At 68.3% G+C, this 16,123-nt stretch carries 15 protein-coding genes; 12 read left to right on the forward strand and 3 right to left on the reverse strand.

Features of this window, described 5'->3' with window-relative positions; translation table 11 throughout:
* Nucleotides 1-50 precede the first annotated feature (50 nt).
* The 9 genes from LEL84_RS17440 to LEL84_RS17480 all read left to right on the forward strand — a co-directional run bounded on the left by LEL84_RS17440 (nucleotide 51) and on the right by LEL84_RS17480 (nucleotide 7,054).
* The gene (locus LEL84_RS17440) at nucleotides 51-806 is read left to right on the forward strand and encodes an oxidoreductase (protein ID WP_226512302.1); all 756 of its coding nucleotides are present in this window, start codon (nucleotides 51-53) and stop codon (nucleotides 804-806) included.
* A gap of 955 nt (nucleotides 807-1,761) precedes the next feature.
* Complete coding sequence (gene ssd, locus LEL84_RS17445) at nucleotides 1,762-2,823, forward strand: septum site-determining protein Ssd (protein WP_226512303.1); 1,062 nt, start codon at nucleotides 1,762-1,764, stop codon at nucleotides 2,821-2,823.
* The gene (locus LEL84_RS17450; RefSeq protein WP_226512304.1) at nucleotides 2,820-4,028 is read left to right on the forward strand and encodes a TadA family conjugal transfer-associated ATPase; all 1,209 of its coding nucleotides are present in this window, start codon (nucleotides 2,820-2,822) and stop codon (nucleotides 4,026-4,028) included. Before ssd ends, LEL84_RS17450 begins: the two co-directional genes overlap by 4 nt.
* On the forward strand, nucleotides 4,025-4,876 hold the full coding sequence (locus LEL84_RS17455) for a type II secretion system F family protein (RefSeq protein ID WP_226512305.1): 852 nt from the start codon (nucleotides 4,025-4,027) through the stop codon (nucleotides 4,874-4,876). The genes LEL84_RS17450 and LEL84_RS17455 overlap by 4 nt, the downstream gene beginning before the upstream one ends.
* Nucleotides 4,873-5,493 (forward strand): type II secretion system F family protein, encoded by a 621-nt coding sequence (locus LEL84_RS17460; protein ID WP_413466875.1) that lies wholly within the window; start codon nucleotides 4,873-4,875, stop codon nucleotides 5,491-5,493. The genes LEL84_RS17455 and LEL84_RS17460 overlap by 4 nt, the downstream gene beginning before the upstream one ends.
* A 35-nt stretch (nucleotides 5,494-5,528) precedes the next feature.
* On the forward strand, nucleotides 5,529-5,903 hold the full coding sequence (locus tag LEL84_RS17465) for a VOC family protein (RefSeq protein ID WP_165630696.1): 375 nt from the start codon (nucleotides 5,529-5,531) through the stop codon (nucleotides 5,901-5,903).
* A 127-nt stretch (nucleotides 5,904-6,030) separates the two neighbouring features.
* The gene (locus LEL84_RS17470; protein WP_078111772.1) at nucleotides 6,031-6,291 is read left to right on the forward strand and encodes a DUF4244 domain-containing protein; all 261 of its coding nucleotides are present in this window, start codon (nucleotides 6,031-6,033) and stop codon (nucleotides 6,289-6,291) included.
* Nucleotides 6,291-6,686 carry a TadE family type IV pilus minor pilin gene (locus LEL84_RS17475; RefSeq protein WP_226512306.1) on the forward strand — a complete coding sequence of 132 codons (396 nt, stop codon included), beginning with the start codon at nucleotides 6,291-6,293 and terminating at the stop codon, nucleotides 6,684-6,686. The genes LEL84_RS17470 and LEL84_RS17475 overlap by 1 nt, the downstream gene beginning before the upstream one ends.
* Nucleotides 6,683-7,054 (forward strand): Rv3654c family TadE-like protein, encoded by a 372-nt coding sequence (locus tag LEL84_RS17480; RefSeq protein ID WP_065630534.1) that lies wholly within the window; start codon nucleotides 6,683-6,685, stop codon nucleotides 7,052-7,054. Before LEL84_RS17475 ends, LEL84_RS17480 begins: the two co-directional genes overlap by 4 nt.
* A gap of 20 nt (nucleotides 7,055-7,074) precedes the next feature.
* Here the strand turns inward: LEL84_RS17480 and LEL84_RS17485 are convergent, their stop codons facing one another.
* Entirely contained in the window at nucleotides 7,075-7,626 is a 552-nt protein-coding gene (locus tag LEL84_RS17485) for a hypothetical protein (RefSeq protein ID WP_065630533.1), read from the reverse strand.
* On the reverse strand, nucleotides 7,619-9,946 hold the full coding sequence (locus LEL84_RS17490) for a DEAD/DEAH box helicase (RefSeq protein ID WP_226512307.1): 2,328 nt from the start codon (nucleotides 9,944-9,946) through the stop codon (nucleotides 7,619-7,621). Before LEL84_RS17490 ends, LEL84_RS17485 begins: the two co-directional genes overlap by 8 nt.
* A 337-nt stretch (nucleotides 9,947-10,283) precedes the next feature.
* Between LEL84_RS17490 and LEL84_RS17495 the strand changes: the two genes are divergently transcribed.
* The 3 genes from LEL84_RS17495 (at nucleotide 10,284) to topA (ending at nucleotide 14,514) form a co-directional block, all read left to right on the forward strand.
* Nucleotides 10,284-10,487, forward strand: a complete 204-nt coding sequence (locus tag LEL84_RS17495; protein ID WP_004022110.1) for a cold-shock protein — start codon at nucleotides 10,284-10,286, stop codon at nucleotides 10,485-10,487.
* Nucleotides 10,488-10,660: 173 nt separating this feature from the next.
* Nucleotides 10,661-11,245, forward strand: coding sequence for a hypothetical protein (locus LEL84_RS17500; RefSeq protein WP_065630531.1), 585 nt, complete (start codon nucleotides 10,661-10,663; stop codon nucleotides 11,243-11,245).
* Between the two features lie 185 nt (nucleotides 11,246-11,430).
* Nucleotides 11,431-14,514 carry a type I DNA topoisomerase gene (gene topA, locus LEL84_RS17505; RefSeq protein WP_226512308.1) on the forward strand — a complete coding sequence of 1,028 codons (3,084 nt, stop codon included), beginning with the start codon at nucleotides 11,431-11,433 and terminating at the stop codon, nucleotides 14,512-14,514.
* Nucleotides 14,515-14,580: 66 nt separating this feature from the next.
* Here the strand turns inward: topA and LEL84_RS17510 are convergent, their stop codons facing one another.
* Nucleotides 14,581-16,041, reverse strand: coding sequence for an adenylate/guanylate cyclase domain-containing protein (locus LEL84_RS17510; RefSeq protein WP_078111767.1), 1,461 nt, complete (start codon nucleotides 16,039-16,041; stop codon nucleotides 14,581-14,583).
* Nucleotides 16,042-16,123: the final 82 nt, after the last annotated feature.

Consider the following 16,123-nt stretch of genomic DNA (forward strand, 5'->3'; position numbering starts at 1 on the left):
AACCGAGGGCGACCTGGTGAGCGGTCCGCGGCCGCAACTATCGTCGGTTCGTGACCACCGACCCACTGTTGCCCCTGCTGGAGCTGCCCGGCGTCGCCGCCGCCGCCGATCGAGCACGGGATGCCCTCTCCGCAGTGCACCGGCACCCCGCCAACCTGCGAGGATGGGACAAGACCGCCACCGAGGCGTCGTGGCGGGCGGGCCGGTCCTCGGCCGCGATCGACGGCGGAAGTGTCGAGCTCCGACGCGATGGCGACTTCGACGACCCGATTTTGGCCGGCGCGATGCGGGTGTCGCAGGCCCTCGACGGCGATTCGCTGGTCACACTCACCTCGGTGATCCGCCGGGCTCCCGCGCAGGCGCTGGCGAGGTTGCACACCCTCGCCGCCGCGGACCTCGTCGACGACCCGGAAGATCTCGGGCGGCCCCGGCGTGGGACGGATGTCGCCGAACGTCTCAACGTGTTGGGGCAGTTGACAACCGGCGCCACCTCGGTCCCGGCGCCGGTGCTCGTGGCGGTGGTGCACGGCGAGCTGCTGGCGGTGGACGCCTTCCCCGCTGCCAACGGTGTCGTCGCTCGTGCCGCGTCTCGGCTCGTCGGCGCCGCGACCGGGCTGGACCCGCACTGCCTCGGCGTGCCGGAGGTGACCTGGTTCAAGCGGGTCGGCGAGTATCGCACGTTGGCTACGAACTTCGGGGCTGGTACCGAGTCGGGCCTGCGGGACTGGATCATCTTCTGCTGCGAGGCCCTGGAAGCCGGTGCGGCCGAGGCGAAGTCGATCGCGGACGCGGCCCGGTCTGGTTAGTCTCGCGAGGTCTCGAACCCGGCCCGGACAGCACTGCGGGCGGCCACCGGCGTCGTAAACGACGCGGTTGCCGCCCGCGTAGCACGGACTCAAGTTACCAAGCGTGCTTGGTGGGTTGTGGTCACCGCCTCGGCGATTGATCGCGAGTCGGGATTACTGACCGTCCACGTGCTGCCAGCTGTGGGCCATTCCTCTCGGGCCTGGCGCCTCACGAGGGGAAGGCGGTGGCGCATCGAGTGGTGGCGGTCGGTCGTCCTGACTGTGATGTCGCAGGCGCACAACACTTTTGCCATATGCGGCGTGCTCCGCGTGGGTGCTTGCCGCCCGTGCTGGGAAGTGCTCGGCGTGGGGGTTCGTTCCTTCTCTTCCGGATCGAACTTGGCCTTCCGAGATTCCGTAACCACTGTTCTACACCGTGATGCCGATCACATCAAGCGTTCCGCGCCGGAATGTTGAACGACTTGCGGATGGGGACGAAACGCCCTGTGACGCACCATCTTCGACGGAATCGACAGCTGGTTTGGGGGTGGTAGGTGTCCGATTCGGAGTTCGGCGGCCTCGAGCGGGAACGTTGCAAAGACGTTGCGCGATTCGCGAGCCTGAATCGCGATTCCCGAATATGCGCCCGGAACGGGCGTCTGATTTGATCTGCTGGTTACTCCGCAGTAGAACGGACATTAGTGAATGGGATTGTTGTGCTTGCAAATAATCCAAACCCGTGTGTATAGTCATCGGTACCCGGTTCTCATACCGTCACGTTTCAGCCCGACCCCCCGGGGCTGAAACGTGACGACCCCGGCCTCCTCCCCCCCTGGCCGGGGTTGTCCTCTGTCTGGGGTCTTTTGTATCCCGAGACCCCGCCGGTCGCGAGAGTTTGTCCACAGCCTTCGTCGCCATCCCCAACCGCCCGCGATCCCGCCCGTCGGAACGCCGCGCCTGTCGCATGATCGGCCGCATGCCCGATGAACTCCTGGTTCTCGTAGACCCCGACCTCCACGACGACGTCGCACGCTGCGCCGCCGCAGCCGGATACCACGTGCTCAGCGCGCCGGCGGACGATTGCCGTCGCGAATGGCTGACCGCCCGGGGCGTCGCGGCCGACCCGTCCGCGATCGCCGTTCTCGCCCGGGTGCGCCCACCTCGGCGACCCGGTCTCGTACTGGTGAGTGCGACCGAACCGGGAGCACACATCTGGCGGATGGCGATGGAACTGGGTATCGAGGACGCGTCGACGCTCCCGGCCGACGAAGGACGCCTCGTCCGGGTACTGACGGAGTGCCGGGTGCCCAGGCGCCGACCTGCGGGTGTCGTGGCGCTCATCGGTGCTCACGGTGGTGCCGGGGCGTCGACCCTGGCCGCGGCGGTCGCGCTGACGTCGGCAGGTGCCGAGTCGCCCACGCTGCTGCTCGACCTCGACGACATGGGCGCCGGAGCCGATCTCCTGCTGGGCATCGAGCGCCGCCGCGGGCTGCGGTGGCAGGATCTCTCGCTCGACGGCGGCGTCGTCGGCGGTACGGCGCTCCACCAGGCGCTGCCGAGCGCGGGCGAGGGCCTGGCGGTGTTGACCTCACAACGCCGGCCGAGCGCCGGGTTGAGTGTCGAGGCGGTCACCGCGGTGATCGACGCCGGGCACACCCATGGTGATCTCGTCGTGCTCGACCTGCCCCGGTCCGACGCGCCGGTGGTGCGCGCCGCGATCGCGTCCTCCGATGTCGTGGTGGTGGTGACCACACCCACCGTCGGCGGATGCGCCGCGGCTCGACGCATCGTCGACCGTGTCGTCGGTGACGAGGTGGCCGTCGAGCTGGTGGTGCGCGGACCGTCGCCCGGCGGGTTGCGTCCGCAACAGGTCGCCGATGCCATCGGACTCCCACTGCTCGCCGCCTATCGGCCGGAGCCCCGTCTCGCGGGGAGGCTGGAGGGTGGTCCGTTGCGGTTGCGACGCCGCAGTCCGCTCGGACGCGCGGCGCACACCGTGCACGCCAGAGTCGCCGAGCGCCGACAGCGTGCGTCGTGACCCAGGCGCGAATCGACGGACCGGCCGACGAGGCGCTGTTGGACCGGGTTCGCTCGCGACTGGCCGCCGACGCGGCCGACCCGAGTCCGGCCGTCATCGCCGACGCGATCCGCGCCGAGGCCGGGGGAGTGCTGGGTGACACCGACCTGCTCGCCGCTCTCCGCTTCCTGCAGACCGAGCTGACCGGGGCGGGCAAGCTCGAGCAACTCCTCGCCGAACCCGACATCGCCGACATCCTGGTCGCCGGTCCCGACGAGGTCTGGGTCGACCGCGGATCCGGACTCGAGCAGACGACGATCCGCTTCCCGGACGAGGCGTCGGTACGCCGCCTCGCGGGTCGGCTGGCCCTGGGCGCCGGGCGGCGGCTCGACGACGCCCAGCCCTGGGTCGACGGGCAGTTGTCGAACGTCGGTCGGCGCGGATACACCGTGCGGCTGCACGCGATCATCCCGCCGCTTGCCGCGGACGGTACATGTATCTCCTTGCGGGTCCTGCGTTCGGCATCCAAGGATCTGCCGAGCCTCGTCGAGAGCGGCGCGATCCCGTCCGAGGTGGTGCCGATCATCGGGGACATCCTCCGGAACCGCCTGGCATTCCTGGTGATCGGCGGTACCGGGACCGGCAAGACGACCCTGCTCAACGCATTGATCGGAGCGATGGATCCGCGCGAGCGGGTCGTCTGCGTCGAAGATGCGCTCGAACTGGCCCCGCGCCATCAGCAGGTGGTGAGGTTGGTCGCGCGCGCGTCGAATGTCGAAGGCGTGGGCGAGGTGCCGGTGCGGACCCTGGTCCGTCAGGCACTTCGGATGAGACCCGACCGGATCATCGTCGGAGAGGTTCGCGGCGGTGAGGTCATCGACCTCCTCACCGCGCTGAACACCGGGCACGACGGGAGTGCCGGCACGGTCCACGCGAACTCGACGTCGGAGGTGCCGGCGCGGATGGAGGCCCTCGCCGCCCTCGGAGGCATGGCCCGCGACGCTCTCCACAGTCAGCTGGGTGCCGCACTGCAGGTGGTGCTCGGCGTGGCGCGCAACGCGGGCGGGACCCGCGGACTCGCCGAGGTCGGGGTCGTCCGGCGCGACGACGCCGGACGCGTGACGATCGTGCCGATCTGGTTGCGGAACAGCGGATTCACGGCGGAGCGCGATCACTTCGACCGGTTGGTCGCCGGGCGTGGGCCGGTGTCGGGGGGCCGACGATGATGTCCACGCCGGTCGCCGTCGCGCTGGTCATGGGAGCCGTGGGCGTCGCGCTGCCGCTGTCGGCCGCGCCGCGAGCGAGACACCGACTCCAGACGGTGTCCGGACAACCCCGCCCCGCCCGGAGATCGGCACCGGCCGTGCTGATCCCGATGACGGTCCCGTTGGGGGCGCTCCTGATCGGCGGACTGGCGGCCGCCGTCGCTGCCGCGATCGTTGTGACGGTCGTGCTGTGGGTACGTCGGCGGCGGTCGGCCGAGAAGCGCCTCGACCGCCAGTCGGATGACTTGCTCCTGGGGCTGTCGCTGATGATCGCCGAACTGTCGGTGGGTGCGCCACCGGTCCGGGCCTGCGAGGTCGCGGTCGCCGAACTCCGTCGTCGCGAGCCCCATGACCCGGCCACCGGAGCGGAGATCGCGAACGGGTTGGAGTCGATGGCGTTCCGGGCCGCCCTGGGCGGGTCGGTGATCGACCCGGTGTCCGGGGCCGGCCTGGCGGGCAGGGTCTCGGGCGAGGCGTCCTGGCGTCGTATCGGCGTGGCCTGGCAGATCGCCGAGGACCGCGGCCTGCCGATGGTCGACCTGCTCGGTGCGGTGCGTTCGGATCTTCAGGCGCGGCGTGGCTTCGCGGATCGGACACGAGCCGGACTGTCGGGACCGCGGGCGACGGCGGCGGTCCTCGCCGGTCTGCCATTGCTCGGGATCGCCCTGGGTCAGGCGACCGGTGCGGGTCCGATCCAGGTCCTCCTCGGCGGTGGCCTGGGAGGGATCCTGTTGGTGGTCGGGTGTGCTCTGGTCGCGGCGGGGATCGGCTGGTCCGAGCGCATCACCGGCAAGGTGCTGACACGTTGATCGCCGGCGCCCTCACCGGCACTGCGTGTTCGGCGGTGCTGCTCGCGGCCGCGCTGTGGATCTGGCCTGCGCCGCGATGGCTGCTCTATCGGGTGACCGATCCGCCGCCGCCCGATCGCACGCCGCGGTGGCTCGGTGCCGGTCCCACCGCCGACGACCCGTTCGCGGTCGCGGCGGCCTTCGATCTGTTCGCGGTGTGCCTACGCGCCGGTCTGCCGGTGGGGACCGCGGCCTCGGTGGTCGCCGAACGCGCGCCGGCGTCGATGGCGGCGCCCCTCGCTCACGTCGCCGACCTGCTGCAGCTGGGCGCCGATCCGGACGCGGCATGGTCGGCCCTGCTCGACGGACCGGACGGCGAGACGTCCGACGACCATCTCGATGCACTCGCCGCGATGGCGCGCCGGTCGGCGCGGGCCGGCTCGTCGCTGGCGGGCGGTCTCGCCGAACTCGCCGACGATGTTCGACGCCGGGCGCACGACGACGCACTTGCCGCCGCCGAACGGGCCGGTGTCGCGATCAGTGGCCCGCTCGGACTGTGCTTCCTGCCCGCGTTCATCTGTCTCGGGATCGTCCCGGTCGTCGTCGGGCTCGCCTCGTCGGTTCTGGGTTCGATCTGACGTATCTGTCGGTGCGACGACGCAGAATGTTCTCCATGACCGACTCCGGGCACCGACACCATGCCATCGACTACATCGAACTCACCGTCACCGACTCGGCCGCGGCGCAGGCGTTCTACGCGGCTGCGTTCGGCTGGCAGTTCAACGACTACGGTCCCGTATACGCGGGAATCGCGAATCCGGGCGGCCCGGACCTGCCCGAGGTCGGGGGTCTCGCGACGAGCGAGGTCGCGGCCGTACGCGGTGGTCCCCTTGTGCTGCTCTACTCCGACGATCTCGACGCCTCAGTGGAGCGGGTGCGCGCGGCGGGTGGCGAGATCGTGAACGGCCCCTACGCTTTTCCCGGTGGTCGTAGGTTCCACTTCACGGATCCGAGCGGCAACGAACTCGGGGTGTGGTCGACCTCTTAGCCGGGAATCGTCGGGGTTTGCGCCGGAACGGCAGGGTCGGCAAATCCGAGGGATCCGAACGGCGACGCGCTGCGTCCAAGTACGTGCAACACCGTTCACTCGGTTCCATCGACTCCCAGGAGAGACCATGTCACGCACCATGTTCCGGACCCACGACGCCACCCAGGCCGCGGCGCCGCACGATCGAAGCGATGTGATCGGACGTCTAGGCGCGCACATGACGCGCCTGATGACCGACGAGGAAGGCATGTCCACGGCGGAGTACGCGATCGGCACCATCGCCGCGGCGGCGTTCGGGGCGATCCTCTACACGGTGGTCACCGGTGACAACATCGTGAGTGCCCTGACGGGCATCATCGGAAAGGCGCTTAACACCTCGGTCGGTTGATGAACCGCCGAAAGTGGCTGCGACGCCTGCTCGCCGACGAATCAGGCATGGTGACGGTCGAGGCCGCGTACGCGATCGCCGCGATCGTCGTGATGGTGCTCATCGCCGTGGGTGCGGTCGCCGCGGTGACCACCCAGATCCGCTGTACCGACGCGGCGCGCGAGGTGGCTCGCCTGTCCGCTGCGGGTGATGCTTCGGGGCGCGAGGTCGCGCAACGGCTCGTCGGAGATGATGCGCGGGTGTCGATCTCGGATGCGGACGATCGGGTCGTCGTGGTCGAGGTCCGATCGGGTGTGGCGATGCTGCCGGGTCTCACGGTGTCGGCCCGGGCGGTCGCGGCCAAGGAGCCGACAGGTGCGGATCAGGTGGTGTTCGCGCCGGGGGTGGGGCCATGACGCGCCGTCGTGGGCTGATCGCCGACGACGACGGTCACGCAACGGTGTTGGGCGCATTCGTGATCGCGGCGCTGGCTGCGGTTCTCGTGATGGTGATCTATGTCGGGGCAGCGGTGCTCGCCCGCCACCGCGCCCAGTCGGCGGCCGATCTGTCCGCTCTGGCCGCGGCGATCGAGCATGCCGCGGGTGAGCCGAATCCATGCGCGGCGGCACGAGATCTGAGCCGCCGACAGGACTCGGGGGCCGAGCTCGTGGAGTGCCGTACCGCCGGAGACGATGTGGTGGTGACGGTTCGGGTGCCGGTGGCACTCGGGAGCTTCGGGACGAGCGACGCCACCGCCCAGGCGCGCGCGGGACCGGTGGACTGACCCCGTGCCGAAGGGCGGCCCTACCCGAGACCGTCGGATTCGACGGAGATCCGCTTGGGATACACCCGGATGGACTGCATGGGCGCGAACCACAATTGGTGGAAGTGCACGTCGGTGTCGCCGCGATAGGCGAGTTCGAGCGCATCGGTCCCGGTGTTCAGCGGAATCCACGATCGGGCGGCCCGGACGAACGACGACCAGTGGATGAGTTCCCCCTCGGTGAGGAAACCGCCTGCCGCTGCCCAGGTTTCACCGGAGTGGGCATCGGTGGACGCCAGATAGACCTCACCGAGGGAGGCGGTGACCCGCGGACCGACCATCGCCGTCTGCAGATACCACTGTGCCGTGGTCACGACATCGGTGAAACCTCCGGAACGGGCCGCGCACCAGGCGTAGTGGAGGTCCAGGGCGTCGAGCGCCTCGTCTTCGGAGAAGAACACGTCGCGCTCGCCGATGGACGACGGCAACTGGTCGGTGTTCTGCGTCGGGCGGGCGAGCAGGAAGAAGGCACGAGAGGGTCGGGTGACCTGACGATACGTGTGGGTCCCCCGGTCGGATGCCTCGTCATGCATGGGCCAAGTATTCCCGACGGAGAAGATCCAGGACGGCTACTGCGCCATTCTTGTCGAGCGGATCGTTACCGTTGCCGCATTTGGGACTCTGCACGCAGGACGGGCAACCGCTCTCACAACCGCAGCTGGCCACGGCGTCTCGGGTGGCGTCGATCCAGGTCAGGAACGCCGAATGCCCGCGTTCGGCGAAACCGGCACCGCCCATGTGCCCGTCGTAGACGAAGACCGTCGGCAGACCGGTGTCCGGGTGGAGGTCGGTCGAGAGTCCACCGATGTCCCACCTGTCGCAGGTCGCAACCAGAGGGAGGAGGCCGATGGCCGCGTGTTCCGCGGCGTGCAACGAACCGGGCAACCGGGTCTCGTCGATACCGGCGTCGGCGAGTGCCTCCGGTGTGAGGGTGTACATCACGGCGCGGGTGCTCAGGGTCTGCTCGGGCATGTCGAGCTCGACGGCGTCGAGCACCTCTCCGGTGCGCAACGTGCGCAGGTAACCGACGACCTGATGGGTGACGTCGACCTCCACGAACGCGACCGTCAGCGGGCCGAATCGCCGGCTCGCGAGCGTCGCGGTGATGCTGATGTCCGTCGTCTCCCGCGCCGACGTCGTCCAGTCCGGGTCCTCCGGATGCGCCAGCGCGAGACCGTCGTCGAGATCGAGCTCGTCGACGAGATAGGTCTCGCCCTGGTGAATGTGGACGGCGCCGGGGTGCACCGTCGACATGGCCCGGCCGGTGTCGACGGTACCGAGCAGCTGCGACGTCGTGGTGTCGACGATCAGGACCTGCCCGCCGATGCCGCCGCGGATGTCGACGTCGGCGTGGGGTTCGGTTCCGGCCGTGACGTACCAGCCGGACTTACGTTTGCGCAGCAGGCCGTCGGCGGCCAGGTCCTGCGCCACGTCGCGGGCGTTCCAGGCGTCGATCTCGCTGTCCGACAGCGGTTTCTCCATGGCGGCGCACAGCAGGTGCGGACCGAGGATGTACGGGTTGGCGGGGTCGGTGACCGTGGCCTCGACGGGTTTGCCGAGGAGTGACTCCGGATGATGCACGAGGTAGGTGTCGAGCGGGTCGTCGCGGGCGACGAGCACGACGAGTGAGTCGCCGGACTCGCGCTGGCGTCCCGCGCGCCCGGCCTGCTGCCAGAACGAGGCGACCGTGCCGGGGTACCCGCTGACGATCACGGCGTCGAGTCCGCTGATGTCCACGCCGAGTTCGAGCGCATTGGTGGTGGCCACGCCCAGCAGTTCGCCGTCGGAGATGGCCTTCTCCAGACGTCGCCGATCGTCGGCCAGGTATCCCGCCCGGTACGCGCCGATCCGGGACTCGAGCTCGGGGGCGCTCTGTGACAACAGGTGTCGTGCGCTGAGTGCGGTCAGTTCGACGCCCCGCCGGCTCCGGGCGAAACACAGTGTACGAGCACCTTCCACCACGAAATCGGCCAGCAGTCGGGCGGATTCAGCGCCGGCCGAGCGTCGGACGGGTGCACCGTTCTCGCCGGTGACCACCGGCAGGAAATCGGGCTCCCAGAGGGCGACGGTCCGCTCCCCGCGGGGAGATGCGTCCTCGGTCACCGCGACGGCCGGTTCACCGATCAACCGGCCCAGCGCCTCGGCCGGTTCGGCGACCGTCGCACTCGCGCCGATGACGACCGGATCGGCACCGGCGGCCCGCGCGATCCGCAGCAGACGCCGCATCACCAGGGCGGTGTGAGACCCGAACACGCCTCGGTAGTGGTGACATTCGTCGACGACGATGAACCGCAGATGCCGGAAGAACTGACGCCATCGGTGGTGATGGGACAGGATGCCGATGTGCAGCATGTCGGGGTTGGTGAAGATCCAGCGCGAATGGGCGCGCGCCCACTGCCGGATCTCGGGGTCGGTGTCGCCGTCGTATGCGCACGGCTGGAGGTGCCCGAACTCCGGTCGCCCGGCGATGATCGAGGACACCGCCCGGATCTGGTCGGCCCCGAGAGCTTTTGTCGGCGCGAGGTATAACGCGGTCGCATTCTTTTCGTTCAGAAAAGAAGTGAGAATGGGCATTTGATACGACATCGATTTGCCCGATGCGGTCCCGGTGCAAATAGCCACATGATTGCCGCGGAATGCGGCGTCGGCCGCACGCGCCTGGTGAGTCCACACCTTCTCGATGCCGTTGTCGGCGTAGGCGTCGATCAGGGGCTGCGGCACCCACTCCGGCCAGGCGTCGAAAGATGGTGAGCGCGATGGGATTACCGAGAGGTGGGTGAGCGGGGAGGGGTCGGCGTCGGACCCCGCGAGGGTGCGGGCCAACAGGCCTGTCCCGAATGTGGAGTACTGCATCTTCTGGTGAGAACTCTTCGAAATAGTGTTGCAGCGACGGGTCTCCGACCTGCGTCGATGCTACCGGCTGGTGTCGTTGGTCTGAAGTTTGACGAGGTTTTGACTCACTTTGGTTCGTGTGACTATCGCTGGGGGGCCGAACATGATTGACTGGTTCCGGCCGCAGCTTTCGCGACCCACCGCCCGGTGGGCGACAAGCATGTTGCAGCCGTGGTACTGAGGTTAGTTTGGCGGATCGATGCAGATCTTCGCGGGGCTCTTTGAGGTATGGCGGTCGACCGGCCACGACACGATGACCCATCGTGTCGCGACAGTTGATATGTAAAGGATTGCAAGAATGGCACAGGGAACTGTGAAGTGGTTCAACGCGGAAAAGGGCTTCGGCTTCATCGCGCCTGATGAGGGTTCCGACGACGTGTTCGTCCACTATTCCGAGATCCAGGGATCCGGTTTCCGCACCCTCGAGGAGAACCAGCGGGTCGAGTTCGAGGTCGGTCAGGGCACCAAGGGGCCGCAGGCCACCGGCGTCCGCGCTGTCTGAGAAGACCCGCGTGTGACTGCACCAAGCAGTCGGGGCAAACCACCGCTCCCGTTTCGATTCGTCGAGGCGGGAGCGGTTTGTTGTCTGGCTCCCGTTCCGCAGCGCTCCGCGCGTCGCGAACGCGCCACCTGAACCGCCCACCTATTTCCGAGACACAGCACTAGTCTCGAATCGTGGGCCAGTTGTCGTTTTTCTCCGCGGAGACCGAACAGCCCGCGTACGCCGACCTCGCGGGGCTGCTCGCGGCGCACGGACAGGCCGTCCGCTCCGAAACCGGTACGCGGGTCTCGATCGTGGTCGCCGACCGCTGGCGGGCAGAGCAGATCGTCGTCGAGATGCGTGCGGCCGGCCTCGAAGCCGAGTCGACGGTCTCGGACGAGGGCACGCCGCTGGCCCGGACCGCGCCCTGCCATGAACTCGATCCCCTGCACGCGGCCTGGTCCGCGGGAGCGGTCAAGGCGATGCCCCCCGGCTGGGTTCCGAGTTTCCGGGCCCTGCGCCTGTGGGTGATCGCCGCCGGTCACTCGGATGCCGGCCGCTACCAGCTCGGATTGGATCCCCACGCTCCGGAGTCGCACGCGGCACTCGCCACGGCGCTGATGCGGGTCGGCATCGCACCAACCCTCGTCGGTACGCGCGGGCATTCCCCGGCCCTGCGGATCGCAGGCCACCGGCGCCTGTCCCGGTTGCACGAGTACGTCGGCGTCCCGCCCTGTGCCGAGGCCGTCGCCGACTGGCCTCCGGTCGACGAGCATTAGTCATCCCGCATTCGAGCCGTTGAGCTGCTACAACGGGTCGGAACGGTGTCGGATCGGTCACCTCGCCGGGTCCGAGACGGAATTCAGATGTGCAAACGGCGCTATACATAAGGTACAAACCCATCGAACACACCTGAACTGACACGCAGGAACGTTCTCCACCCAGTCAACCGAAGGACGCCCCGGTGGCAGAGACCAGCACCGCATCCCGCTCGAACAGGGGTATTCGACGCCTCGTGATCGTCGAGTCCCCGACCAAGGCCCGCAAGATCGCCGGGTACCTGGGGGCGAACTATGTGGTGGAGTCCTCCCGAGGGCACATCCGCGACCTCCCGCGCGGTGCCGCCGACGTGCCGGCCAAGTACAAGGGGCAGTCCTGGGCACGTCTCGGCGTGAACGTCGACGAGAACTTCGAGCCGCTGTACGTGGTGTCGCCTGACAAGAAGTCGACCGTCAGCGAACTCAAGTCGCTGATGAAGGACGTCGACGAGCTCTACCTCGCCACCGACGGTGACCGCGAGGGGGAGGCGATCGCCTGGCATCTCCTCGAGACCCTCAAGCCGAAGATCCCCGTCAAGCGCATGGTGTTCCACGAGATCACCGAGCCGGCCATCCGGGCGGCTGCCGAGAACCCGCGTGACCTCGACATCGACCTCGTCGACGCGCAGGAGACCCGACGCATCCTCGACCGCCTCTACGGCTACGAGGTGTCGCCGGTGCTGTGGAAGAAGGTCATGCCGAAGCTGTCGGCGGGCCGTGTGCAGTCGGTGGCGACGCGCATCATCGTCGAGCGGGAGCGCGAGCGCATGGCGTTCGTGTCGGCCGAGTACTGGGATATCTCCGCGACGATGAACGCGAGCGCGGAGAGTGCGGACAGCTCCAATCCGCAGACCTTCAAGGCGCGGCTGGTCAACGTCGACGAAGCCCGGGTCGCCACGGGACGCGACTTCGAGTCGACGGGTGTCCTGAAGAGGTCCGACGGCGTCATCGTGCTCGACGCCGACCGCGCCGAGAGTCTGGCCACCGGCCTGCGAGGTGCGGGGATGACCGTCACCTCGGTCGAGGAGAAGCCCTACACGCGCCGTCCGTACGCGCCGTTCATGACCTCGACGCTGCAGCAGGAGGCCGGCCGCAAGTTGCGGTTCACCTCCGACCGCACGATGCGGATCGCGCAGCGGTTGTACGAGAACGGCTTCATCACCTACATGCGTACCGACTCGACGAGCCTCAGCGAGTCGGCGATCAACGCCGCCCGCGCCCAGGCCCGCGAGCTCTACGGCGACAACTTCGTCCACCCGACGCCGCGTCAGTACACCCGCAAGGTCAAGAACGCCCAGGAAGCTCACGAGGCGATCCGACCCGCCGGTGAGACCTTCCGTACCCCCGGCCAGGTGGCCGGGCAGCTCGAGGCCGACGAGTTCCGCCTGTACGAACTGATCTGGCAGCGCACGGTCGCGTCGCAGATGGCCGACGCCAAGGGCACCACTCTGAGCCTGCGTATTGCCGGTACCGCCTCTTCCGGAGAGCGCTGCACCTTTGCCGCGTCAGGTCGCACGATCACCTTCCCGGGCTTCCTGTCGGCCTACGTGGAGACGGTCGACGAGCTCAGCGGCGGCCAGGCCGACGACGCCGAGAACCGGTTGCCGCAGCTCACCGAGGGGCAGTCGCTGACGGCCACCGACCTGACGGCCGACGGTCACTCCACCAACCCGCCCGCGCGGTTCACCGAGGCGTCGCTGGTGAAGGTGCTCGAGGAACTCGGGATCGGCCGACCGTCGACGTATGCGTCGATCATCGGCACCATCCAGGACCGCGGGTACGTGGTCAAGAAGGGCAACGCCCTGGTGCCGTCGTGGATCGCATTCGCGGTCGTCGGTCTGCTGGAGGCGTACTTCCAGAGCCTCGTCGACTACGACTTCACCGCGACCCTCGAAGACGACCTCGATCAGATCGCCACGGGTAACGAGAACCGCACGAAGTGGTTGTCGGAGTTCTACTTCGGCGATGATCACCAGGGTGCCGACGGTGAAACCCGTTCCGCCCACTCGGCAATCGCGCAATACGGCGGTCTGAAGAAGCTCGTCGGCGTCAATCTCGAGGAGATCGACGCACGGCAGGTCAACTCCATCCGTCTGTTCAACGACGAAGAGGGCCGCCCGATCTACGTGCGGGTCGGCCGTTACGGGCCGTATCTCGAGCGCAATGTCGCCGCGGACGGTGCGGACGAGGATCTGCAGCGCGCCAACCTGCCCGCCGACATCACCCCGGACGAGTTGACCCTCGCGGTCGCCGAAAAGCTGTTCGCGACACCGCAAGAGGGGCGTTCGCTCGGTACGGACCCCGCCACCGGTCACGAGATCGTCGCCAAGGAAGGACGTTTCGGTCCGTACGTCACCGAGGTCCTGCCGTCGGACGACGATGACGACGACGGGGACACGCCCGCAACCATTCCCGCGGGCCCGACGCCGCGTGACGGCGGGTCGGGGGGCGGTACCGGAGGTTCGGACGCCGCCGACGGCGACGTCGTCCCGCTCGACTCGCCCGGCGGGGGCACGGCCACCAAGACGAAGCCGGCGGCGAAGAAGACCGCGAAGAAGGCGGCGAAGAAGGCCGGTCCCAAGCCGCGTACGGGCTCGCTGTTCAAGACGATGGACATCTCGACGGTCACGCTCGAGGACGCTCTGAAGCTGCTGTCGCTGCCGCGCGTCGTCGGCGTCGACCCGGAGTCGGGCGACGAGATCACCGCGCAGAACGGCCGGTACGGCCCGTATCTCAAGAAGGGCTCGGACTCGCGGTCCCTCGGCACCGAGGAGCAGCTCTTCGAGATCACCCTCGACGAGGCGCTGAAGATCTACTCGGAGCCCAAGCGTCGCGGTCGTCAGGCCGCCGCGCCGCCGTTGCGTGAGCTCGGCAAGGACGACGAGGTCAGCGGCAAGCCGATGGTCATCAAGGACGGTCGGTTCGGACCGTACGTGACCGACGGCGAGACCAACGCCAGCCTGCGCAAGGGCGACGAGGTCGCCTCGATCACGCCGGAGCGCGCGATGGAGTTGCTCGCCGATCGTCGGGCACGTGGCCCGGCCAAGAAGGCTGCGAAGAAGACCACGAAGAAGGCGGCGGCGAAGAAGGCCCCCGCCAAGAAGGCAGCGGCCAAGAAGACGGCGGCGAAGAAGACCGCAGCCAAGAAGACGACGGCGAAGAAGACCGCAGCCAAGAAGTCGACCGCCAAGAAGACGGCGGCCAAGAAGGCGACGCCGGACGCCGAGTAAATGCGCCCAATAAACGCTGGGGACAAGCGAAGGCGAGTCGCCTCAGGGGCAGGGGAGGGTGGTAGCTCAGTCCCGCCGGTCCGGCTCGAGGTGCGGGCGCGCGAGGAGCGTCTCGATCCCGCGGCCGCGGAGTTCGACGCCCTCGCCGATCTCCCAGTGCTCGGCTTCCTCGTGAGATGCCAGGAACACCGCGCGTGCGGACCCGAGGACGCGGGTGGGTTCGTCCTTCGCGAGCTCGGTGAGGCGGGCCGCCTCGTTGACCGGGTCGCCGATGACCGTGTACTCCAGTCGCTGCTCGGCGCCGATGTGCCCGGCGATGGCCTTGCCGGCCGATACTCCGATGCCGATGTCGGTGTCACCGAGCGTCTCGTAGAGCTCGGCCCGCAGCTCGCGCGCGGACGCGAGTGCCCGGCCGGCGAAGTCGTCGAGGTCGAGCGGCGCCCCGAAGATGGCGAGCGCCGCGTCGCCCTGGAACTTGTTGACGAACCCGCCGTGGCGACCGACCACGCCGACGACGACCCGGAAGAACTCGTTGAGCAGTTCGACGATCTCGCGGGGCGGCCGATTCACCGCCAGGCGCGTCGAGCCGACGATGTCGACGAACAGGACGCCGACGTAGCGTTCCTCGCCACCGAGTTCGGTGCCGGTCTCGATGGCCCGCCGCGCAACGTCCTCGCCGACGTAGCGGCCGAACAGGTTGCGCAGCTGCTGGCGTTCGCGCAGGTCGGCGACCATGTCGTTGAACCCGGCCTGCAGCAGGCCGAGATCACTGCCGTCGTAGATCTTCACCGCGACGTTGAGGTCGCCCTCGCTGACCTTGGACTGTGCGCGCCGCAGCTGCTTGATCGGGTCGTTGATGGCGGCGACAACGCGCACGATCGCGATCACGCTGAACGCGAGCGCCGAGATCGCCATCCACAGGATCGGCCGCTCCAGGCCGGTGGAGTCGGCCTCGATGATGCCGAGCCGGTGCAGCACGATCATCCCGATGATCACCAGCATCGGGGCGACCACGCTGATCACCCAGAACGCGGTGATGCGGGTGGTGACACTGGGCGCGATGGCATTGTCGGGATTGTTGGCCATCGCCGCGACCGTGATCGGCCGCATGACCTTCTCCGCCTGCATGTAGCTGAGCGCACACGTGACCATCGCGCCGATCGTGCTGGCGATCGCGACGATGAAGGCGTTCTTCGACGACACGGTCAGGTTGACGAGCGTGAACAGCGTGCCGCCCACGACCCACAGCGCGGCGTTCACCGCGGTCAGCAGCATCGGTAGCGCGAGGGCGCGGCGTCGTGCGGCCTCGTTGTCGAGTCGGGTGCGACGCCGATGCCAGATGAGCACGGGTAGCGACAACTGGATGCTGGCGAAGCCGCCGATGACCATCGCGATCAACAGGTAGGCCGCGAAGATGACCTGGTTCAGCGCGGTGATCTCGTCGAGGCTGATCGAATCCTGGATCGGCATGCCGAAGCGCAGGAACGCGAAGGTGAACAGTGCACCCACGAGGTTCGCCCGCAGCATGTCCAGCGCGAGAATCGGCCACGGCGTATGAATGAGCCATCGGGCCAGATGCAGGCCCTTTGACCACCGCGACCGTTGTTGA

The sequence above is a fragment of the Gordonia sp. WA4-43 genome (genome assembly GCF_020520305.1).
Lineage (GTDB): Bacteria > Actinomycetota > Actinomycetes > Mycobacteriales > Mycobacteriaceae > Gordonia > Gordonia hongkongensis.

Bases quoted from the DNA above. Each gene is read 5' to 3' on its own strand.
- ssd (WP_226512303.1), top strand. From the start codon at position 1,762: ATGCCCGATGAACTCCTGGTTCTCGTAGACCCCGACCTCCACGACGAC.
- LEL84_RS17455 (WP_226512305.1), top strand. From the start codon at position 4,025: ATGATGTCCACGCCGGTCGCCGTCGCGCTGGTCATGGGAGCCGTGGGC.
- LEL84_RS17465 (WP_165630696.1), top strand. From the start codon at position 5,529: ATGACCGACTCCGGGCACCGACACCATGCCATCGACTACATCGAACTC.
- LEL84_RS17470 (WP_078111772.1), top strand. From the start codon at position 6,031: ATGTCACGCACCATGTTCCGGACCCACGACGCCACCCAGGCCGCGGCG.
- LEL84_RS17475 (WP_226512306.1), top strand. From the start codon at position 6,291: ATGAACCGCCGAAAGTGGCTGCGACGCCTGCTCGCCGACGAATCAGGC.
- LEL84_RS17480 (WP_065630534.1), top strand. From the start codon at position 6,683: ATGACGCGCCGTCGTGGGCTGATCGCCGACGACGACGGTCACGCAACG.
- LEL84_RS17485 (WP_065630533.1), bottom strand. From the start codon at position 7,626: ATGCATGACGAGGCATCCGACCGGGGGACCCACACGTATCGTCAGGTC.
- LEL84_RS17490 (WP_226512307.1), bottom strand. From the start codon at position 9,946: ATGCAGTACTCCACATTCGGGACAGGCCTGTTGGCCCGCACCCTCGCG.
- LEL84_RS17495 (WP_004022110.1), top strand. From the start codon at position 10,284: ATGGCACAGGGAACTGTGAAGTGGTTCAACGCGGAAAAGGGCTTCGGC.
- LEL84_RS17510 (WP_078111767.1), bottom strand. From the start codon at position 16,041: ATGCTGCGGGCGAACCTCGTGGGTGCACTGTTCACCTTCGCGTTCCTG.